Origin of the sequence: Rheinheimera tilapiae (assembly GCF_042432165.1) — a bacterium.
Taxonomy (GTDB): domain Bacteria; phylum Pseudomonadota; class Gammaproteobacteria; order Enterobacterales; family Alteromonadaceae; genus Pararheinheimera; species Pararheinheimera tilapiae.
Genome location: NZ_JBHLXP010000004.1, coordinates 78,120 through 99,404, shown reverse-complemented (window position 1 = coordinate 99,404; position 21,285 = coordinate 78,120). Strand labels below are relative to the sequence as shown.

At 52.6% G+C, this 21,285-nt stretch carries 20 protein-coding genes; 7 read left to right on the top strand and 13 right to left on the bottom strand.

Features of this window, described 5'->3' with window-relative positions; translation table 11 throughout:
• Positions 1-220: 220 nt before the first annotated feature.
• Positions 221-949, top strand: a complete 729-nt coding sequence (locus tag ACFFJP_RS15395) for a substrate-binding periplasmic protein (RefSeq protein WP_377245998.1) — start codon at positions 221-223, stop codon at positions 947-949.
• Between the two features lie 62 nt (positions 950-1,011).
• The gene (locus ACFFJP_RS15390) at positions 1,012-2,097 is read left to right on the top strand and encodes a metal-dependent hydrolase (protein WP_377245995.1); all 1,086 of its coding nucleotides are present in this window, start codon (positions 1,012-1,014) and stop codon (positions 2,095-2,097) included.
• 27 nt (positions 2,098-2,124) lie between these two features.
• On the opposite strand, the gene ACFFJP_RS15385 is transcribed toward ACFFJP_RS15390, so the two are convergent.
• Together ACFFJP_RS15385 and ACFFJP_RS15380 are read right to left on the bottom strand one after the other, a co-directional pair.
• Entirely contained in the window at positions 2,125-3,750 is a 1,626-nt protein-coding gene (locus ACFFJP_RS15385; RefSeq protein WP_377245992.1) for a methyl-accepting chemotaxis protein, read from the bottom strand.
• Positions 3,751-3,865: 115 nt separating this feature from the next.
• Positions 3,866-5,290, bottom strand: a complete 1,425-nt coding sequence (locus ACFFJP_RS15380; protein WP_377245989.1) for a diguanylate cyclase — start codon at positions 5,288-5,290, stop codon at positions 3,866-3,868.
• A gap of 164 nt (positions 5,291-5,454) precedes the next feature.
• On the opposite strand from ACFFJP_RS15380, the gene ACFFJP_RS15375 reads away from it, so the two are divergent.
• The gene (locus ACFFJP_RS15375; protein ID WP_377245986.1) at positions 5,455-5,685 is read left to right on the top strand and encodes a hypothetical protein; all 231 of its coding nucleotides are present in this window, start codon (positions 5,455-5,457) and stop codon (positions 5,683-5,685) included.
• Positions 5,686-5,711: 26 nt separating this feature from the next.
• On the opposite strand, the gene ACFFJP_RS15370 is transcribed toward ACFFJP_RS15375, so the two are convergent.
• Together ACFFJP_RS15370 and ACFFJP_RS15365 are read right to left on the bottom strand one after the other, a co-directional pair.
• Positions 5,712-6,947, bottom strand: a complete 1,236-nt coding sequence (locus tag ACFFJP_RS15370; RefSeq protein WP_377245983.1) for an MFS transporter — start codon at positions 6,945-6,947, stop codon at positions 5,712-5,714.
• 115 nt (positions 6,948-7,062) lie between these two features.
• Positions 7,063-7,578, bottom strand: a complete 516-nt coding sequence (locus ACFFJP_RS15365) for a DUF1993 domain-containing protein (protein WP_377245980.1) — start codon at positions 7,576-7,578, stop codon at positions 7,063-7,065.
• A gap of 158 nt (positions 7,579-7,736) precedes the next feature.
• Here ACFFJP_RS15365 and ACFFJP_RS15360 point away from each other — a divergent pair, with 158 nt between their 5' ends.
• Positions 7,737-8,363, top strand: coding sequence for a LysE family translocator (locus ACFFJP_RS15360; RefSeq protein WP_377245977.1), 627 nt, complete (start codon positions 7,737-7,739; stop codon positions 8,361-8,363).
• Between the two features lie 78 nt (positions 8,364-8,441).
• Here ACFFJP_RS15360 and ACFFJP_RS15355 read toward each other — a convergent pair whose 3' ends face one another.
• The 3 genes from ACFFJP_RS15355 to yjeH form a co-directional block, all read right to left on the bottom strand.
• Entirely contained in the window at positions 8,442-10,361 is a 1,920-nt protein-coding gene (locus tag ACFFJP_RS15355; protein WP_377245974.1) for a S9 family peptidase, read from the bottom strand.
• Positions 10,362-10,561: 200 nt separating this feature from the next.
• Positions 10,562-11,131: a porin family protein gene (locus ACFFJP_RS15350; RefSeq protein WP_377245970.1), complete on the bottom strand. Its 570-nt coding sequence runs from the start codon at positions 11,129-11,131 to the stop codon at positions 10,562-10,564.
• 131 nt (positions 11,132-11,262) lie between these two features.
• Positions 11,263-12,507 carry an L-methionine/branched-chain amino acid transporter gene (gene yjeH, locus ACFFJP_RS15345; RefSeq protein ID WP_377245967.1) on the bottom strand — a complete coding sequence of 415 codons (1,245 nt, stop codon included), beginning with the start codon at positions 12,505-12,507 and terminating at the stop codon, positions 11,263-11,265.
• Positions 12,508-12,625: 118 nt separating this feature from the next.
• Here yjeH and ACFFJP_RS15340 point away from each other — a divergent pair, with 118 nt between their 5' ends.
• Positions 12,626-13,078, top strand: a complete 453-nt coding sequence (locus ACFFJP_RS15340) for an Lrp/AsnC family transcriptional regulator (protein ID WP_377245964.1) — start codon at positions 12,626-12,628, stop codon at positions 13,076-13,078.
• Positions 13,079-13,139: 61 nt separating this feature from the next.
• Here ACFFJP_RS15340 and ACFFJP_RS15335 read toward each other — a convergent pair whose 3' ends face one another.
• Both ACFFJP_RS15335 and ACFFJP_RS15330 read right to left on the bottom strand, forming a co-directional pair.
• Entirely contained in the window at positions 13,140-14,855 is a 1,716-nt protein-coding gene (locus ACFFJP_RS15335) for a hypothetical protein (RefSeq protein ID WP_377245961.1), read from the bottom strand.
• 63 nt (positions 14,856-14,918) lie between these two features.
• Positions 14,919-16,544, bottom strand: a complete 1,626-nt coding sequence (locus tag ACFFJP_RS15330) for an NAD(P)/FAD-dependent oxidoreductase (protein ID WP_377245958.1) — start codon at positions 16,542-16,544, stop codon at positions 14,919-14,921.
• A gap of 190 nt (positions 16,545-16,734) precedes the next feature.
• Here ACFFJP_RS15330 and fdxA point away from each other — a divergent pair, with 190 nt between their 5' ends.
• Complete coding sequence (gene fdxA, locus ACFFJP_RS15325; protein WP_377245955.1) at positions 16,735-17,058, top strand: ferredoxin FdxA; 324 nt, start codon at positions 16,735-16,737, stop codon at positions 17,056-17,058.
• 22 nt (positions 17,059-17,080) lie between these two features.
• Here the strand turns inward: fdxA and ACFFJP_RS15320 are convergent, their stop codons facing one another.
• The 4 genes from ACFFJP_RS15320 to ACFFJP_RS15305 all read right to left on the bottom strand — a co-directional run bounded on the left by ACFFJP_RS15320 (position 17,081) and on the right by ACFFJP_RS15305 (position 20,611).
• Positions 17,081-18,001 (bottom strand): ABC transporter ATP-binding protein, encoded by a 921-nt coding sequence (locus ACFFJP_RS15320; RefSeq protein WP_377245952.1) that lies wholly within the window; start codon positions 17,999-18,001, stop codon positions 17,081-17,083.
• The gene (locus tag ACFFJP_RS15315) at positions 17,998-18,828 is read right to left on the bottom strand and encodes an ABC transporter permease subunit (RefSeq protein WP_377245949.1); all 831 of its coding nucleotides are present in this window, start codon (positions 18,826-18,828) and stop codon (positions 17,998-18,000) included. The genes ACFFJP_RS15320 and ACFFJP_RS15315 overlap by 4 nt, the downstream gene beginning before the upstream one ends.
• A gap of 144 nt (positions 18,829-18,972) precedes the next feature.
• The gene (locus ACFFJP_RS15310) at positions 18,973-19,176 is read right to left on the bottom strand and encodes a hypothetical protein (RefSeq protein WP_377245946.1); all 204 of its coding nucleotides are present in this window, start codon (positions 19,174-19,176) and stop codon (positions 18,973-18,975) included.
• 94 nt (positions 19,177-19,270) lie between these two features.
• Positions 19,271-20,611: an NAD(P)/FAD-dependent oxidoreductase gene (locus tag ACFFJP_RS15305; RefSeq protein ID WP_377245943.1), complete on the bottom strand. Its 1,341-nt coding sequence runs from the start codon at positions 20,609-20,611 to the stop codon at positions 19,271-19,273.
• A gap of 77 nt (positions 20,612-20,688) precedes the next feature.
• On the opposite strand from ACFFJP_RS15305, the gene ACFFJP_RS15300 reads away from it, so the two are divergent.
• Positions 20,689-21,273, top strand: coding sequence for a GNAT family N-acetyltransferase (locus ACFFJP_RS15300; protein WP_377245940.1), 585 nt, complete (start codon positions 20,689-20,691; stop codon positions 21,271-21,273).
• Positions 21,274-21,285: the final 12 nt, after the last annotated feature.

Here is a 21,285-nt window from a genome sequence, read left to right as displayed (position 1 = left end):
AATACTGGTTACAAGCTCTGGAAAAACCCATTGCAGCCAAGACCCCCCAGTAGTTTACAAATACCAAACATAACCCTCATCAAAGCTCGATTTTAAATACGAATTCCGATCATTTTTTTGATGAAAATCCAGCGACTTTGGAACAGTCAGGATCAATACTGGCAACTGCCGGATCCGCCTCCTATGCTAAAAAAATATGCAGGGTAAATCAGAATGTTTTATGGGATGGCAACACAGCATCTGGCTGACCGTTTTGTGCAGTTTTTGGCTTCAGGCCGCACCGGTTCATCTGGTCACTGAAGTGTTTCCCCCGTATCAGCAACAATCCGGCGACGAATTGCATGGCTGGTCGGTCGACATTGTTCGCCAGATCATGCAAGCAGCCGAATTGCCCTATCAGATTGACGTGATGCCATGGGCCAGGGCTTATAAAACCGCCCACTCGATCCCGGACACGCTAATTTTTTCGTTATTACGCACCGAAGAACGTGAAAATGAGTTCGCTTGGGTTGCGCCTCTGTGCCCAATGCGGATTTCGTTTTATACCAGCAGTCACAGACCCGATGTTCAGGCGGACGACCTGAATAGTGCGCTGAAGTATGTGGTTGGGGTCGAAAATGGTCAGGCCAACTATCGGTATCTGCGCGAACAGGGCTTTCGCGAAAGCCGGAATCTGGTGGTCGTTGGCCACAATCATCAGCTGCAACAAATGCTGGAGCTAGGGCGCATTGATTTAATGTTAGTGTCTGATGCTTATGTGCAGCAATTGCCAGACCATGGCGCGCAGTTGCGCCGGGTGTTCACAGCGCATGCGCTGGAAAAATACCTGTTTCTCGCCGCACATCCGGCGACCAATCCTGCCTTGCTGCAAAAACTGCAGAAAGCGTGGCAACAAATAAAAAGCCAGCAGATTCCAGCTTGCCAACAAGTCAGTTCACCGCCGTTCTGATCGCTGAACCAAGGGCTGGGTGGTAGCGTAATGCCGCTATTGCTGGTCAGCTTCGGGGAATTATGGATTCGCTCAGTCAAATCGCTTTAGGTGCAGCCGTCAGTATTGCGGTATTCCGCCGTCGTCAGCCGCTGTGGAAATCTGCCTTGTTGGGTGCCATCGCTGGGACTTTGCCGGATCTCGACGTTCTGGTGCAATTTGACGACCCGATCAGCGAAATGACACGCCACCGTGCTGAAAGCCATGGCCTGTTTTATCTGACATTGGCCTGCTGGCCTTTGGCCTGGCTTTGGCGAGCTATCGCGGGGGCTCAGACGAGCTTTCGCCGGTGTTGGTGGGCCATCTTCGCCATTCTGATCACGCATCCATTGCTCGACACCCTCACCATCTATGGCACTCAACTGGCCCAGCCATTCAGTGACCGGCCTTTTGGCACCGGCAGTGTGTTTGTGATTGATGTTTTTTATACGCTGCCACTTTTAATCGGGCTGGTGCTGGCACTCAGGCGACAGTCGCTGCGCAGCAACGACTGGATGCTCGCGCTCAGCACTTTGTATTTAGGTTTTGGTTTGCTGGCACAACAGCATGTAAAAACTATCGCGTTGCAACAACTACCAGCCAACACCGATCCGACTTCGGTGTTGGTGACGGCCACACCATTTAATACGCAAGTCTGGCAAGTGTTAGTGCTCGGCCCCACGCAATTTCACGAAGGGTTTTATGCGCTGGCTGATGGCGGGGAACCGATTGTCTGGCGCAGTTGGCCACGGGACCAGGTGCTGTTGCAGCAATGGCAACAGAACCCTCATATCGCGCAGCTGACGCGGTTTAGTCAGCAATATGTCGTGCTGACGGACACGCCGCAGGCGTTGTTACTGGCTGATTTGCGGATGGGATTGGCACCTAACTACAGCTTTCATTTTGCCTTTCGCCGCGAGACAGATGGCCGCTTACAACCTCCTTGCCAGCTCAGCAGCACCGCACAACAGGGCCAGATCGGCATCGCGCTGCGTTGGTTGTATCAGCGCGCCAGCGGTCAGCAGACCACAGCCTTTTATAATCCGCAGGCCGACACGGCTACTGCACTGCAACAAGCAGCACAACAGCCTTGTCAGGGTAATGAAAAGCAGCCACAAACAACCGGCTGATGTGGCATTCAGGCCGGTTGTTTCACCTCAGGTTTTGAATTTACTGACCAGCGAATTCAACTCGACCGCCAAGCGCGATAACTCATGCGCCGAAGCGCTGGTTTGATTGGCGCCGGCGGCGGTCTGCGCAGCGAGATCGCTGATATTGACGATATTGCGATCAATTTCACGTGCCACTTTGGCTTGCTCTTCGGCCGCACTGGCGATCACCAGATTGTTATCGCTGATGCTGGTGATTTGGCTATTGATCGTCTCCAGCGCTTTACCGGCTGCTTCCGCAACGGACAAGGCCTGACTGGCTTTTTCGCCGCTTTGTTGCATCGCCTGTACCGCAGTGCCGGTGCCGGCACGGATTTTCTTGATCATCTCTTCGATTTCACGGGTCGACAACTGGGTGCGGGCTGCCAGTGCGCGTACTTCATCTGCCACGACGGCAAAACCGCGGCCAGCGTCGCCGGCCCGTGCCGCTTCAATCGCGGCGTTCAGCGCCAGCAGGTTAGTTTGCTCAGCGATAGCCCGGATCACATCCAGTACTTTACCGATATCCTGCGCCTGCAAAGCCAGTTCCTGCACCACCTGCGCACTTTGTGCCACGTCTTCGTTCATATGCATAATCGCATTGACGGTTTGCTGCACCTGCGTTTTGCCAAACTCGGTATTGCGGGCCGATTCGGTGGAACTCTCTGAGGCACGCAGCGCCGTTTCCGCCACTTCATCCACCGCCGAGCTCATTTCAGTAATGGCAGTCGCGGCTTGTTGGATCTCATCATTTTGCTGTTGCAGACCGCGGGAGTTGTCTTCGGTCACCGAGTTCAGCTCTTCAGCAGCAGAGGCGAGCTGATTGGATGAATTGGCGATATGCGCCAGTGTGTCGCGTAAATTCTGCTGCATCCGCGCCAGCGCCTGCATCAGCTGCGCCGGTTCGTCGCTGCCGGTGCTGTCGATGCGCGAGGTTAAATCACTGTCGGCAATCCGGCCTGCCAGCTGCAATGCATTCTGCAAAGGATTGGTAATGCTATTGGTCAGTACCACGGCAATGGCAAAAGCCGCGAGTACAGACAACGCAATCAGGAACCAACTCACCATCTGACTGGTACTATATGACCCTGCAGATTCTGCGGAGCTTTCTTTCATATGCCCACTGTTGATGTCACTCAACTTCAGTAAAGATGCGGTCATCTGGTCAGCAAAGCCGCTCATCACCGTATTTTGCAGCTCCACCGCTTCCGCTTTATTCCCGGCTTCCGCCAGAGCTATCACGTCGAGTTGGCGTGCCATATAGTTTTTTGCCGCAGCTGAAAACTGGTCGAATTCCTCTTTTTCACCCGGGATAGAAATCAGCTTGGTATAAGTCTCTTTTTGCGCCACCAGTTCATCGCGCAGCTCCATAATCCGGCTCTTTAACGGCGCTTGAGCATCAGCGCCCTCGGCAATTAAAAACCGTAAGGTGAATATCCGCAAACGGCTGGCAGTGAGATTCAAGTCAGCCAAAGTTTCCAGGCTGGGAACTGTATTGGTTTCCAGTTCAACCGTGACCGCCCGCAGTTCAGCCATAGTGCGCAATGACATCAGCCCCTGCGCCAGCACCATAGCGCCCAGAATCAGGAAGCCTGCCAGCAACCGATTTCGAATACCTGTAGATCGAATTCCCATAATTATCCTCATTTTTGTAATGGGTAACCGCGCTGATTGTACAAACCAGCCAGTTGCCAAAGCGTACTCTCAGTGTAGCCCAGTCGGGCAAAAACAAAAAAATGACTGATATTAGTTAGTTGGAGTCTGGCGATCGGGCATTTACAGCCCCGTTGCGGCCATTCGCTTTCGCCTGATACAAGGCCGCGTCCGCCTGTGCCAGCCACTGCGCCATAGTCTGGTCACGCTGTGGGATTTGACAGATCCAACCAATACTGACGGTATAGTGGCTTTGTTGCTGTTCAAGTGTCACCGGTTGACTGGCCAAATCGTCAACAAATTGCTGTAACATCTGCGCCATCACCGTTTCTTCGACACCAACACTGATCAACACAAACTCCTCGCCACCAAAGCGCACCAGAATATCGGTCGGTCGTTGAAAATGTTGCTGTAACAGGGTCGCAAACTGACGCAGACATTGGTCGCCAAATAAATGACCATGCTCATCATTGAGCTGCTTAAAGTGGTCCAGATCTAACACTGCTAATGTCAGCGGTATTCCTTCGCGCTGACACAACGCCAGACAAGCCGGTAATTTTTCATCCAAAAATGCGCGATTGTATAGGCCGGTTAAACCATCATGCCGAGTCTGATGGGCTAGCCGGACATTGGCCTGCAGCAGCTGGCGATTCAACCGCCGCACTTGCAGATAGGCCCAGACCAGCGCCGACAGCACCAGCAAGGCGGCTGCAGTGACACTAATTACCAGCCGGTAATCCTCAGAGGTCTCCATGCGGACCGACAGCCAATGATTGTCGATTTCCTGCTGTAGCGCCGGATCTATCTGCTCGATTAATAACTGACTAATTTCATTGAGCAATGGCTCGTCGTTGCGGCTGGCAATACTCAGTTCACTGTCACCTGGCAGCCGGCCGGCAATTTTCAGATTGGTGATTTTATATTGCTGTAACAGGTAACCAAGGCTGCCCATATTGCCAAACATGCCCGTCAACTGGCCGCTTTGCACCATCAACAGTCCTTCTTCATAACTCTGTACTTCGACCAGTTTTAGCGTCGGATGGAACTGGCGATAGAGTTCCGCAAAGCCAAAACCACGGCGAATGCCATAAAGAGCATTCCCCAGCTCAGCCACGCTTTTGACCCGGGGGTGTTCAGTCCGGGTCACTATCACACTGGGGATCACCAGATAAGGCTTAGTGAAGTTCATAAACTGACGCCGGCTCGGCGTAGGCATCGCCAACAGCAATAAATCACAACGGCGTTGTTCAGCGGCGGCGACTGAATCGGGCCAGCTTGCCGTGGGCAGCAATTCGAGTGGGATTGGCAACTGACTGCGAAAAAAACTGACGTAATCTGCCGACATACCGCGATGTTGACCATCTGGACTAACACTTTCAAATGGCGGCCAACTGGGGTCGATGCAATACCGCAGTGATTTTTTGGTCTGCAAATAATCGCGCTGCGCATCGGTCAGCGCCAGTGGCTTGGCCTGCAGATGCGTGATAGCGAGTAAAAATAACCAGCAAAGCCAGCGGCTCATAACAGACCCCGCAATGTGCTCAGGAGACAGGACATCAGACTATGCAGCGACAAATTCCAACGCAGTGTCAGGCCACCGCGTCAATCAGGCTGATTTGCTGATACATATCAAATCAACCTTAGCTGAAACGGTCTACATTAGAAACAACGAATGGGAGATTTACGATGACCGAGCGCCAGACACTGCGGCTGCTGAAAATTGTGATGTTGTGTGGCATCAGCTTACTGGTGCTGGGACATTACTTGTGGTCGGGTTTAAAACTGCATGAAACTATGGGCGTGCAGGGTATCATTCTGATCGGTTTGTGCTGTGCGCTGGGTCTTATTCTGTCATTACCGACCAAAATCTACCTGACGATCCTGCTGATGAAGCGCGAATCAGAGCGCGACAAATAATAAAGGCGCCCCACGTATTTCAGACTTCAAGCCATGCCGGCAGCACGCCGCTGCTCCCGCACCAGCATCAGGCCGGCCAGGGCAATAAACACCGAACCAGTCCAAAGGATCCAGCTCGCTCCCAACAGGGCAATGACACCACCAGCCAGCGCGATAATCACATTGCCGGTACACATCAACAAGGTCAGCAAGCCCATCACCCGGCCAAGCCCCAACTCGCCAAAATGTTCGGTGCAATACACCTGAAACCAAGCGCTGAACATCGCATTCGGTATGCCGCATAACACTAACCAGAGCCAGGCCAGCTGACCACTGGTAAATGGCAACAGGAACAACATCAGCGCGACACCGAATGCCGCGATTTTAGCACTGCGTAGTGCCGGCAGCCGATTGCCTAATCTGGCCATGCCGACAGCACTGACCGTCGTCATCACGGCGCACAACACCGCGGTGATCAAGCCAATCTGCAGACCGGTGAATTGCTGCTGCTCAACTAACCACAGCGGATAATATTCATAAAACGCGTTCAGACCAATGGTGTACAACAACTGCGCTGCGACCACCAGCCGCAGTAATGGCACTCGGACTAAGTTCAGCGAATTATGCTGGCGTAGTTGCTGCCAGAATGGCTGATGCTGCTGCAGCGTTAGGTCCGGCGGCAACAGGAAATACAGCAACAATAAACAAGGCACCATCGCCGCAGCTGCGATCAAAAAAGGCACATGCGCGCCTAAATGCATGGTCAGCCCTCCCAGCAAAGGCCCCACCAGCCAGGCGGCATACAAAGCGCTATTCATCCAGCTAATCGCCACTGTACGCTCGATCTGCGGGTGCAAATCGGCGGCAATAGCCCGGCAGATACTGACCGATCCTTCACACAAACCGGTCAGAAAACGAAACAACACAAAACCCGGATACCACTCTGCAGACAATGCCCAGGCCGAGCCTAAATAGCCAGCTACCGCCAGCGCCAGTGACAACGCCAACACCCGCCGCCGGCCATAGTGATCGGATAACGCCCCTAAAGTTGCACTACCAAACAACATGCCCAGCGGATTGGCCGCCAGCGCAATGCCTAACAGAATTTCCGGGGCGATGCCCAGCCAGTGATTAAAGTCATTCAGCGCTGTCGCTGCGAACAGCGGTGCCAGGATCGGATAGGGTAAAGCAATGCCTGCGACGGCAATCAGAGCAATCAGGCAAACAACCCACAACACGGCCTGCGGATGGGCGTAACGAACAGAAACAGCAGATGAGGACATAACAGCTCCAGAGTGGGGTTGTTATGCTAAAGCGCGCCTATGTCAGGCGCAAGCGCGGAACGCCCCGCTGCGACCAAAACAAGCCGCCGCGGGTTTAATCAAAGTATGTCGCTAATCAGGCTGCACGATACGGCATTGGGCCCAGATAATCCTTTTTACCCACTTCTACGCCGTTGTGACGCAAAATGGCGTAAGTCGTGGTCAGGTGGAAATAGAAATTCGGGATCACATGTTGCAGCAGGAACTCTTCGCCGCTCAGCGTTTTGCCTTCCCAGCGTGGCTGGGTGATCACTTGGGTCGCCGCATTGGCAAAATCTGCTGCGCTGAACGTCGCCAGGTACGCCTGCGTGTCACGAATGCGCTGTTGTAATTGCTCCAGCGTGGTCTCGTCATCGGCATTTTTTGGTGCCTGATCGACAGTACCGGTTAAACGCGCAACGCCAAGCTTGGCGGTATCGCAGGTAATTTGTACCTGACGGATTAAAGCAAACTGATCCGGTGCCAACCGGCTGTTCAGCAGCACTGTCACATCAAATTTTTTACTGTCGGCATAAGCCGCCGCTTTTTGCAAAATGGCGCTGAGGTTATCCAGCATTTTGCTAAATTGTGGCACTGTCAGTTGGTAGATCATGTCTCTCTCCGATTGAGGCCCGATGCCTGTGCAGCAGAGATGGGCGCGCGGTTCGGCAATTTCAAGCTGCTGCTCCAGCGATTCGTCACTTGCAGCACGTAACTGTGCAGGGTAATTTGTTGCTTCTGCTGTTTTGACTTATTTCTTTGAGGACACTGATGGATGCAATCTGGTCAGCCCTGGCGATCGCCAGCGCTTTAGCGGTCGGCGCCGTCAGCCCCGGCCCGAGTTTTATTGTCGTCGCGCGCAATTCGATTGCTCTGTCGCGCCGTCATGGTTTAGCTACCGCTTGTGGCATGGGTCTCGGTGCCGGAACTTTTGCCGTTTTAGCCCTGTTAGGCGTGCATGCCGTGCTCACAGCGGTACCGATGGCATTCTGGGCATTAAAAGTGGCCGGCGGTTTATATCTGCTGTATCTCGGCTATCTGATTTTCCGCGGTGCCAAAGCGCCACTGCAAGTGCAGACCGAGAGCCCGGTCGCGATGATCAGTCTGCGCCGAGCCTTTTTCGGCGGTTTGCTGACGCAGCTCAGCAATCCAAAAACCGCGATTGTATTTGCCAGTGTGTTTTCAGCATTGTTGCCGGCCACTATTCCACTCTGGTTTTACGCAGTTCTGCCGCTCCTGGCGCTGATCATCGATGGCGGCTGGTACATTCTGGTGGCGTATTTATTGTCGGCAGAAGCGCCGCGTCAGGCTTATCTGAAATTTAAAACCGGCATTGACCGCACCGCCGGCACCGTGATGGGACTGCTGGGCTTAAAACTGGTGACCAGCCTGCCGTAGCGGCATCCCGGTTGCTTTATGAAGTTCATAAAAAAAACAGCGCCTTTGGCGCTGTTTTTTATTTGCGGGATCTTGCCGTTACAGATGCGTCTGTAAAAACTTCAGATAGGCTTGCTGCGCACTGATGCGGTTGGCTTTTTTGACAAAACCATGGCCTTCATCCGGGAACAATACATATTCCACCGGCACACCGTTTTTCTTAATTGCAGCGACCATTTCGTCACTTTCAACCTGCAATACGCGCGGGTCATTGGCGCCTTGCACCACCAGCACCGGTTTTTTCACTTTATCCCCATGAAACACCGGAGAAATGCGGCGTAAGCGCTCGCCATCTTTAGCCGGATCGCCGAGTTCGGCATATAACGACTCACGGAACGATTCCCACCATGGTGGAATACTCTCAAGGGTGCGCACCCAGTTGGTCACGCCAAAGATATTAATGCCGACTTTAAACTCGTCGGTGAATGCCATCGCGGCCATTGTCAGGTAACCGCCATAACTGCCGCCCATCACACCGATGCGTTCGTCCGCGATCCAATCCAGCGACTGCAGATACTTTTTGCCATATACGATGTCCTGTAAATCATGCTCACCATGCTTTAAGTCATCGAGGTGGAAAAAGGTTTTACCGTAACCGCTACTGCCGCGGTTATTCACCGCCAGCACCGCATAGCCCTGATTCACCAGATGCTGAATAGACGCACTGTAACCGGTGCGCGACTGGCCACCAGGACCACCATGGATCCAAATCAAGGCCGGTACTTGCGCGGTATTGGTGGCTTGTTTGGGTTTGTACAGCAACGCCGGAATTTGCAGACCGTCAAAACTCGGGTAGCGCACGACTTCACTGACGACCAACACTGATTCATCAATGGCTTTGTCGAGCGCCTGCGTTAAGCGTTCCGCTTTCGCGCTGCCGATAGTCCAGACGTATAAATTAGACGGACTGTTGTCAGCATTTAAATAAAAACTCAGCGTCTTGCCGTCATCAGAAAATTCGACACTGCGTAAGTCACCGGCCGGTAATGCCGGCAACGTCAGCGGCTGACCGCTTTGCTGATCAACGATGGTCACTTTGGTCGCGGCATCGGCATTGACGCCTTCGACTCGGAATTTATTGTCTTTGCTAAAGCCGATATACATGATGTCCCAATCGGCCTTGCTAAACAGTGTGGCTTTGCCGGATGCAATATCAAATGCCATCGCCTGACTGAATTCTGATTGCTCATCAGTACCAAAAATCAGCGTTTTACTGTCGCGGCTGAAACTATAAACCTGATGGGTGATATTGCCTTGATGGGGTGTTACCAGCGTTTCTGTTGGTTTTTCTGCTGACAAATCAATTAAATGCACATTGTTGTCAGCATTGGTGCGCGACTTGATCGCCGCAAGATAACGGCCATCCGGGCTGATGCCAGCGACGTCATAGCCGGCGTCATTCTGATAAACCAGACTGCGTTGATAGCTTTTGCCATCGTATTTGTACAGGTCAAAAAACTTGGCGTCGCGCTCGTTGGTCAGCACATAAAAACTGCCATCGGCTGCCCAGTCGACAAACATCGCTTTGAGCTTGTCACCCGGCGTCAGGTCTTTCACCGAACCATCTAATTCGCGGACATACAGATGGTCCAGCTCGTTACCGCCCTGATCGGCGCTATACAGCACGCGGTCATCCTGCGGAAACCAGCTAACCGGCATGATGGCATCGGTCGTGGATTGGGTCAGTGGTTGCCAGTTTTTACCGTCCACGCTGACTTTATACAGGTTAAACACGCCGGTTTCATCGGAGGCCACCAGCATGGCATCGCCGCTCGCGTTGATATCGTTGCCCAGATAAGATTTGGTGGCGTAAAACTGTTCAGGGGTGTATTGGCTTAATTTTACCGGTGCAGCAGCTGCTGCTGTAGCTGAGGGGCTAGCCGGCACCTCTGGCGCTTTGCCGCACGCCAGCAATAAGCTGGCTGTCAGGGCTAACAGTGGATAACTCATTGTTTTCATAGCATTCCCTTTATATGTAGTCTGGCAGTAACAAAGAGGCTGTCACGACAACTGTCGTTGTTGCCAAACTAGAGCAAAAAAGCAGCAGGCACAATCGTTAAAACAAATATTTAACACGGCATAGCATCAGGCGGCATATTCGGCGCTGAACATAAAAAAACCGCCCGAAGGCGGTTATTGCAGCAGATAGACTGTCTGGATCAGAATTTATATGTAGCCGTCAGACCTAAACCACGGTTGGAAAACTTGCCACCGACTTCATCCATATCGTCACTGAGATCAGGCCGCACCAGATATTCCAATGCCACGTTGAATGCAGGTGTCAGTGCATACGACATGCCCGCTCCATACGCAAAACCACTCTCACTTGTGTCGGTGCTTTCGACGAAGCCATCCATAGCGCCTTCGATGTTGTATTTCGTGTAATCGTAGCCGGCCAGAGCATAGACTTCGACCGCAGTGCCTAACTCGTAGTTTGCTTTGGCAAACACACTGTAACCACGGTCAATGCCAATTTCGGCAAAATCACTTACATCGCCGATGCTGTCGTTATTGATACCAGTCGCAATCCGGCCTTCAATGGCAAAATTTGGATGGTACTGATAGCCGCCAAGCGCACTTAAAGTCGTCAAATCCCAACTGACGTCTACCGGGCCTACACTCAGCTCCAAACTCGGACGGTGCATAGCGACCCCGGCATAAAAACCTTGGTCTGCTGCCTGTGCAGCAGTCGTGATCATTAAAGCGGTGAACATGATACGTTTTAACATCGGCATTCCCTTCTGATTAGTTTTGTAGAGTGGTCACCATCATGTGACCTGCAAGGAGAATAACCGGTCGAAAATAAACAAAAAATGAACAAGGTAAATATTTGTGATTTTTTGTTTATTTTTTGTTTTCATCAATCCAGGCGCAGACTGCGCTGTTGCCTATGCTGTTGCCACCACAGCAATGGTGTTGTCAGCAGCATAATTGCCACGGCATACCACAACAACGTCCCTAAGGTCAGCATCAAACCCAGGCACAACAAGGCACTGACGATGGCCGTCGCACGATAGCGGCTTGGCAGCAACTTCAGCGCAGCCAGCATAGACGCCAGATAGATCACGGCAAACACACCGTTAACCCAGCCAATCAGCGCTTCCAGCTGTTGTGGAAATGGCGAAGAGCCCAGGATCACAGCGGCCATCAGGCCGATGATCAAATACAAGGCCCGTTCCGGTACCTGATGCCGGTTCAGTGGCTGAAACCAGGCCGGCAACACGCCTTGCTGGCTGAAACTCCAGGTTAACCGCGCCACACTGGCGGTGTAGACATTGACCGTAGCTAATCCACTGCAAAGACCGAGGATACCAATCACCCACTGGCCGGCACCACCACAAAGCCGGTCAAAGGCCTGAGCCATCGTCAGCGACTCTCCTGGCGCAGCTAAAGCCCACAACAAGGCGCTGCAGCCAAGATAAATCAGACCGACCAGCATTAAACCAATGAGCAGCGCCGGCACCATGTCACGGGCCGGATCACGAAAATCCTGTGCCAGATGGGTCATCGCTTCAACCCCAAGAAAACTCCAGAAGCCGAGCGCCAGCGCGGCGCTGATACCGCTCCAGGCAGGAACATCCAGCACAGGCGCCTTGAGCGGCGCGCCTTGCCAGAAAAACGCTCCGAGCAGCAGCAATACGACAGCGACAATAGCCAGGGTTAAACCAAGTTGCAGGCGGGCAGACAGCTGAAAGCCAACCCGGTTCAGCGCAAATAACACGCCAAGAAACAGCAGCTGACCGGTTAACTGATATTGCGCCCCAAACCAGGGTTCAATAAAAGACCAGGTCATCAACAATGCCGCCGAGCCACCGACCGGCACCACCAGCAAAAACAGCAGGCCCATCACCCGACCGGCCACAGCCCCAAAGGCTTCGCCAACAAAATGAGCCGGACCAGCGGCATTCGGAATGGCGCCAGCCAGTGCACCAAAAATGACCGTGATCGGCACCGCCAATAAGGTCAGGACCAACCAGATGCCAATCGCCGCGCCACCAGCTTGTTGCAACGACACTTGCGGCAAAATAAAGACACCGGTACCCAATAATGTCGTCGCGAGCAACGCTGCGCCCTGATAACGGCCAATACCACCTGTTGCTTTCATCGGATGCTTCCGTTCAAATAGCACAAAAATGCATTGTAACGGATCCAACACCGCCAGTTTGTCAGGTATTACCGGCAAAATGACGGTGCTACCGGCAATTTCACCGGAGTAGCCCCAAGTGGATAAATTTGATCAGCAGATCCTGCAACAGCTGAGGCAAAACGCCAGACAAAGCGTCTCCGACATCGCTGCGGCCGTGCATCTGTCGCGCAGTGCGGTTACCGAACGGATCCGCAAGTTAGAACAGCAGAAAGTCATTCTGGGCTATCAGGTCGTGTTAGGCGCTGCCACAGAAGCTAAAGTCCGGGCCTATTTTGAACTGCAACACAAAGCAGCACGCTGTCAGGAGCTGATCCCATTTTTACGCAGTTTTTCTGAACTGAAATCCTGTCACGGTATCAGTGGTGAAGTGGATTTGATGCTGTTTGTCGAAGCTGACAGCATGGAACGTCTGCATCAGATCCGTGAGCAAATTGATGCGCACCCGGATATTGTGCGGATCAGAACCCATATGGTGATGAGCCAGTGGTTTACTCCGCAAACTGATGAAATATCTATAGTGCCGGCATAAACTGCGGCGCAATACGCCGACAAAAAAGGCCCGCAAGCGGGCCTTTTTCATCAAGTTTGATTTACTTAGCCATTTGCATCGTCGACTGCAGCAGAATGCCCTGCGGCACCGCTTTCATCTGCATACCCACTTGCATATTGGTTTGCATCAGCTGCGCCAGTTCTGCTGGTACCGGTTCACCAGTACTTTCCAGTGTGCCTTTTAACACGCTGAAGAACTGCTGATAATCCATACCAAACGCCAACAGACCCGATTTACTCAGAGGCTGTGTGCTGAGTTCTTTGGCTTGCTGCTGCGCTTTATCACCGCTGAAAATCATCAGATGGTGCTCTGACGCCATCAGGCTTGGCTTAATACCCAGCATGGCCAGTTCAGGAATTTTGTCTGCAAGTGGCAAGGTTTCGCCGGCGGCTGGCAGTTCTACGCTCGCTAACGAAGGTTGCAGCGCTTTTACGCTGTCAAATAACTGCTTCACATTGCTGGCACTGAGCACAAACAACGCATCAGCCGTTTTTGGTACTTGTTGCACCGCATCAATTTCCAGCTGATTCACTTTCAGTGACAGCCCCTGCACACCGGCGGCCATCCCAGCCATCATCAACATCGGCATCGGGTTGTTTTGTTTCAGCGCCTGTTGCCATTCTACTAATGGCGCACACTGATACTGCGTCGTGGTCAGGCTATCCCATAACTTGCCGACAGAAGCCGATAGCTGACCAACGTCGATGCCAAGCGCCATTTCCAATAACGCAGTCTGACCGCTGATTTCACCTAAACCGGCCGGGATAAACCCCTGCAACTGTTCCAGTGCGGCGATCGTTTGCGTGTTTTCCGTTGGGATCAGTAATTTGCTGTGTACGGTGGTCGCTGCCGCAGCGATGTTAAAACGATTCGACGCGAACAAACCCGGCCAGCTGGTCGCGATAGCAGCGACGTCGGTCTGACAATTGGCTTCACGCCATGGCGCGAATGCCACACCAAGCTCAGTGCCCATAATGGCTTCGACATCTTTCGCCAGTCGGTTGCCGTCTTTACTGGTCAGCACTTTACTCAGTTCAAGGCTGCTGACATAACCAACAGAACCCTGATCTAACTCGTATTTTTTACTGATGTGCTGTAAATATTTGGTACTTTGCAGGCTCTGTTCCGGTTTTTGCGTACCCAGCGCGATGGCCAGATGAGACGGATCGAGCTTGTCAGAGGTCAGGGTTAACGTCGCCCAACCATCTTTGACACTGACCAATAAATCCAGCGTCAGCTCTTCATGACTGAGTTTGTACTGCCGGTACTTTTGCTCACTGAGCTGCTGAGGACTATGACTCAGACCACTTTGTTGTTCAATCGCATCAAACATGGCCCAAAAAGCTTTTTCATCACCCAGCTCGACTTTCAGTACTGGCGCCACCCCCACCAAATACAGCAGGCTGCGCATCTGGGCTTTGATACCGGTCTTCACACTGATTTCCGTTGGTGTTGCCAGTGCAGATAAATACTGCCGGCCCAACGCAAGCACAAATTTTTCACTACTGCTCTGGGCAGCCTGCAGCTGCGCATCCAGCTGCTCCAGCGCCGCAGCGCTGTAATATTGCGGCCCCATGCCGATGCTGCTCAGATAGCTCGGCAGATCGACCGGCTCCAGCTGGGCGGAAAATACTGCGGTGTCGGCTGGCACATAGTCCAGTGCACCCAGCTGACCTGCGCTTTGCGGCGCGCCAAATTTGTACCAGGCAAATACCCCTGCTGCAATCACGGCTGCAGCGATCAAACTTTTCCGCATTCCTTACTCCTTCGTTAATCGCCGGTAGTTGCGCCGGTCACGCATCAGATCTGTTGTATGTTGTTAGCGGCGACCAACTGGCACCGGTTGTCCCGTCATGGCTAGTGCAACCGCTTCGGCCACTTTAATCCCATCAATACCCGCAGACAGAATACCGCCAGCATAACCTGCGCCTTCGCCAGCTGGAAATAACCCCTTGGTATTCAGGCTCTGATAGTCTGGGCCACGTTTGATACAAATCGGTGATGAAGTGCGGGTTTCCACGCCGGTCAGCAAACCTTCGTCCCGGGCAAACCCTTTGATTTGTTTATCAAATGCCGGGATCGCTTCACGAATGGCGGCAATAACAAAATCAGGCAACACGTCCGACAAGTCAGTTAGTTTGACGCCCGGCGTATAACTGGGTAATACATCACCGAATTCGCTCGACGGCACTCCCGCGAGGAAATCGCCGACCCGCTGCGCCGGCGCATCATAATTACTGCCGCCAAGCACAAAGGCCTGCGCTTCCAGTTTGCGTTGCAGTTCAATACCCGCCAGCGGATGGCCCGGATAATCCCGTTCCGGATCTATCCCCACCACAATGGCGCTGTTGGCATTGCGTTCATTGCGCGAATACTGACTCATGCCATTGGTGACCACGCGGCCTTCTTCCGAAGCGGCCGCGACCACAGTCCCGCCCGGGCACATACAGAAGCTATACACAGTGCGGTTGTTACTGCCGTGATGGACTAATTTATAATCGGCTGCACCCAATAACGGATGGCCGGCGCTGGCACCATAACGGCATTCGTCGATCATCGACTGGCGGTGTTCAATGCGAAAACCGACCGAAAACGGCTTGGCTTCAATATAAACATCGCGCTTAAATAGCATTTCAAAAGTGTCACGCGCACTGTGCCCGACCGCCAGCACCACATAACGACTATGTAGTTCGCTGCCATCACTCAGACGCACGCCTGTCAGTTGCTCACCGTCCCGCAGAATGTCGTCAACGCGGGTACTAAAACGGATTTCGCCGCCGAGTTCGATGATACGCGCGCGCATTTTCTCTACCATCGTCACCAGCTTGAAAGTGCCGATATGCGGTTTGCTGACATACATGATTTCTTCAGGCGCACCGGCTTTGACAAACTCACTCATGACTTTACGGCCATAATGTTTCGGATCTTTGACCTGGCTGTAAAGTTTGCCATCAGAGAAAGTGCCGGCACCGCCTTCACCAAACTGCACGTTGGATTCCGTATTCAGCGGTTTTTTCCGCCAGAAGCCGAACGTATCTTTGGTGCGCTCGCGTACTTCTTTGCCGCGTTCGAGAATGATTGGATTAAAGCCCATTTCTGCCAGCAATAAACCGGCAAACAGGCCACAAGGCCCGAGGCCTATAACGATCGGACGCTCAGTCAGTGATTCCGGGGCTTTGGCGACGAACTTATAACTGGTATCCGGAGCCGGGCGGATCTGCTCATCTTTGCTGAATGCTGCCAATACACGCGCATTGTGATCGGTGTCGATGTCTAAAGTGTAAGTAAGCTGAATATCGGATTTTTTCCGTGCATCGACGCCACGTTTAAATACGGTGAATTGTAAGAGTTGTTCAGGCTGCAGTTTAAGCCGGGCGCAAATGGCAGCAGGTAAATCGGCTTCGCTGTGATTCAGCGGCAGTTTCAGTTCGTTAATGCGGATCATTGGACTTTCCTGTTGGTGTCATGGCGAAAACGCGGCGCGCTTTCGCTCACAAAGCAGAAATAAAACCGCTATTTTACGTCAAACCGGCAAATTTGTCCGGTTTTCTGCCGGTCCTGCGGCCCTTGTAATTTCAATGCGCTGCATTACAATTCGCCGGATCCAACCGGCATTAACTTCAGGAAACGCTGTCATGGCCTTTGTAGTGACTGACAATTGCATCAAATGCAAATACACCGACTGTGTGGCCGTATGCCCGGCTGACGCGTTTTTTGCCGGACCAAACTTTTTGGTTATTAGTCCAACTGCTTGTATCGATTGCGCTTTATGCGAACCCGAGTGTCCGGCGCAGGCGATTTATCAGCAAGATGCCTTACCGCCGGGCCAAGAGGACTTTCTGCAACTGAATGCCGAACTCAGTGAGATCTGGCCCAACATTACTGAAGTTGAGCCAGCGCCGGCCGATGCTGATGTCTGGAACGGCGTCCCAGACAAACTGAAGTATCTGCAAACCTGACCAGGTCGTTGCTACGGCTACTTCAGGCCTGTTTCGCCGTTACAGCAAACAACTGTTGTTCCAGCGTCTGGCCTTTGGTCAGCATGCGGTAACGCCAACCATGCTGGCGCAGCGCCATCAACAGAGTTAAATCAAAGTCGGGCGCCAGCTCGGCATCAAACTGCAACACATACTCATGTTTCTGACTATCACTGACACTGATCACACCGGGTAACTGCCTGAGCATCGGCAACACATCAGTTTGCGCACCCGCTTCCAAAGTCAGCGTCAGATAACCTTGCGTCGCTGCGCTATGCACCTGACTCTGCTGCACCAACTTGCCGTGTTCCAGATACAACACTGTGCCGCACAGCCGTTCCAATTCAAAAATATTGTGCGAACTGATGATAAAACTGGCTTCATTCGACAGTTTGGCGATCAGCTGACGTACCTGCAGTGCATTGACCGGATCCAGGCCGGCTGTTGGCTCATCCAGCATCACCAGTTCAGGACTGCCCATCAGCGCTTGTGCTATCGCGACTCGCTTGCGCATACCGTGGCTGAGCGCAGTGGCTTTTTGCTCTGCGTTCGCTGCGAGGTCAACCAGACTCAGCACGCGCCGGCTTTCTGCCACCGCCGTTGATTTGCTCATGCCTTGCAGCTGACCAAAAAAGCTCAACTGGGTCAGTAAAGAAAAATTCGGGTCCAGCATCGCATCCTGCGGCAAGGCACTGACACGACCAAACAAGGCACTGCTACCGGGTTTATGACCCAATACTTTTAACTCGCCTCTACTCGCCGGCAGATAACCACAGAGCAAGCTGAATAAGGTGGTCTTACCGGCGCCATTCGGGCCGATCAGCGCAATAGGTTCACCGGCCGGCAGGCTGAAGGTCAGATCCTGCAATACCGTTTTCTGACCAAAAGATTTGCTTAAATTCCGCGCTTCAATCAGATAACTCATAATGCTTTCTCCTGCATCACGAAACGACCGGCAATTAATAACACCAGCGTCTGCAGCAAAGGTAACCCGCTGTATTTCAATGTATCCCAACCCTGTGCGCCTAATAACATGGGCAATTGGGCACCAGGCAGATACTCCAGCACCGCACGCAGATCCGGGAAGTGCCAGACCATATAACCCAATACACCAGCGACCGCACCGATACTGACAATCGCCAGGCTAATCGCCAGCCGGCTGGAGCGGACTAAAGCGGAACACAACGCCATCAGCGCGGTAAAAGGCATCAGCACAATCAACAAATTCAGCCAAATCAGCAAAGCCGCATTCAGTGCGGTCGCTGGCAGTTCACCGACACGCCATACCGCCAGCACTAAAGTCGCCAGCAGGCTCAGGCCAATCAACAGCGCCTGCACTAGCAGCTGACCGATAAAGCGGCCAAAAAAGATACTGTCGCGGCTGGAACGTAAGGTCAGAAAACGTAAGGTGCCACGCGAGCGATCGGTGCAGGTCTGATCGGCAGCAGAGAACATCACGGCTAGCGGCATAAAAAATACTGTCATGGCCCAATACACCGATAATTCCGGCAACGACCAGTTCAGCAGATTGTACATACCCACCATACCCAACATGCCACTGAGCACTTGTTGGATCTCAGGTTCCTGCAGCTGCACGCTGGCCTGATAGATTGGATAACGCAGCAGGAAATACCAGATCGTGGTAAAAGCGGCCAGCGCAAACCAGCCCCTGGGGGTCATAAATAAACGATGAAGTTCGAATCGGCTGTACAACCAGGTCTGGCGGAACAACAGGGGCAAGGGACCGGGCATAAGGACTTCCTTTTTACAGTTCAGATTGTTCTGTCTGGCAAGGATAGTACCAAGTGCTAACCAAATGAAATTAAATAAGTTTATCTTTCAGGGGCAGCGCCTTGCGACAAAAAATAACTAAAAATTAGTCATTTTCACACCAGCTCACAATAAATCACCATATTTCAACTGGCGCTGACTCAACCAATAACCAAGCCATGACAATAACAAACAGGGTAATAGTGCCAATAAACGCTGCCGCAGCCCGTGCCGCTGATCAAGCAGTGTCAGCAGACAAGGCGCATACAAGCCGTAGATGAAGAAAAACGTGAGGACAAAGCCTGACCAGTCCATAGTCAACAATTCCATTGTGACATCTCCTAATCCATGAAGAGATCTCACCATAGCGCTAGCCTAAATGCATTGCAACAATATATTTACCATATTTACGTCAATTAAATAATCACCACCATTGGTCTTTTAACTTACCGTAATGAAAATAACCCCACTGACCCACCCGGCGCAGCGGTGCCAATGGAAATTTTGGTAATGCTGACTGAAATAGCGGTAAATCCGGTTGCGTTAGTCCCATCACTTTATCCGCCAGCCGTTTCCCCGCCTGCACTGAAAATGACAAACCACTGCCACAATACCCCATGCTGTACACGACATCCGCATGCGCATCCGCCTGATAAATATGGGGAATATCATCTAATGACATACAAATCCAACCGGACCACTGGTAGTCATAACGCAGATTGTGTAATGCCGGGAAACTCAGCTTTAACACCTCAAGCAATCGCTCGGCATAAAATGGGTTTTCCGCATCCCGGCCGGTAATAGCACCGCGCCCGCCAAACAAAATCCGGTTGTCGGGCAATTTTCGATAGTAGTATTTCAGCGCCCGGGTATCCATCACCACCTGACTGGTCAATAGATTACAGGCCGCCAGCTGGGCTGCGCTGAGTGGCTCAGTCACGATGATCTGCGACAATACCGGCAAAGTGCGTGATTGCACGCCCGGATGCAGTTGTTTCGGTGTATAGCCATTAGTAGCCAAGATAACCTTGCGGGCCCGCACTACAGCTTGTGGTGTATGCAGTACTTGCGTGCGTCCATCTGTCTGCCATTGCTGCACCGGACTGGCAGTATGGATCATCACACCGGCATTGCGGGCCAGTTGCTGATAGCCCCAGGCCAATTTCAGCGGATTGACGCCAAAGGCATCGGCAAAACGTAACGCGCCAAAACTTTGCTGGTCCGCGACATACTGCTGATGTACTTCACTGCGGCTTAACAGCTCCACTTCGGCGCCAAAAGTCTGCTGCAGCAAGCGGGCCTGCGCCTGTAATGTCGGCACCATCGACGGTTTATGCGCCATCCGCAGATAACCGGGCTCCTGTTGATCACAATCAATGCCGAGGCTGATCAGCTGGCGCACCCGGTCCAAACCGGCATTAAACTCCTGGTAAACGCCGCGCATCACCGCTTCACCCCATTGCTTCTGCATCTGGGCATAGGGTTTGCGACCACTGGATTTCAGCACAAAACCAGCGTTACGGCCGCTGCAGCCCCAGGCTGTCTGATTCGCTTCTAATACCAACGCTTTGACGCCATGTTCCGTCGCCAGATGATAAGCCGCAGATAAACCGGTATAACCGGCGCCGATAATCGCGACATCAACGGTGCAATCCTGCGTCAGCGCGCCATCGTCGGCCGGTGCCGGCCCGGAATGCGCAGCCCAGTAGCTGTCGGGATAAGGCTGACTCTGGCCAGGTGACAGGTCGTGAAGCGGATCGTACATAAGAAAACCCTGATTACTGCAATTCCTGATGCATCATGGCAAGATAAAACGCAATTTCCAAGCCATTCGGATCTGTTATGTCAGAGGCTCATCGTCACACCACCACCATCGACTATCAACCGCTGTCACCGACGCATTTTGCTGCGGTCATTGCTTTAGGCAACCAGGTGCATGGCGATGGCTATCTTTCGACGGAACTTATCAATACGTATTACCAGCAAGGCCTGAAAAACCACCACAATGCCGGCGTGGTAGCGTTGGATGATCAGGGCTTAGCTGGCTTCCGGCTGGCATTTGCGCCGGGTCAATGGCAGCCAGATCAATGGTGTAGCCCAGCGCTTTGGGGGATCCCGGTAGAGCAAGTGGGTTATTTCAAATGCAATACGGTACGGCCAGACCTGCAAGGCAGTGGCGTTGGTGGCGCATTGTTGAAGATATCGATACAGGCTTTTATCGCTCAGGGTGCATTGGCCGGCGTGGCCCATTTGTGGGTGCAAAGCCCAGGCAATGCTGCAGTACGCTATTTCAGTAAACATGGCGGCAAACTGGTGAAAATTCATCCAGACAAGTGGCGTGAAGACAGCCTAAACGGCTATGAATGTGTGCGTTGTGGCTTTGATTGTCATTGCGATGCTGCAGAGATGATATTGCGACTGCGTTGAAAAAACAGTTTC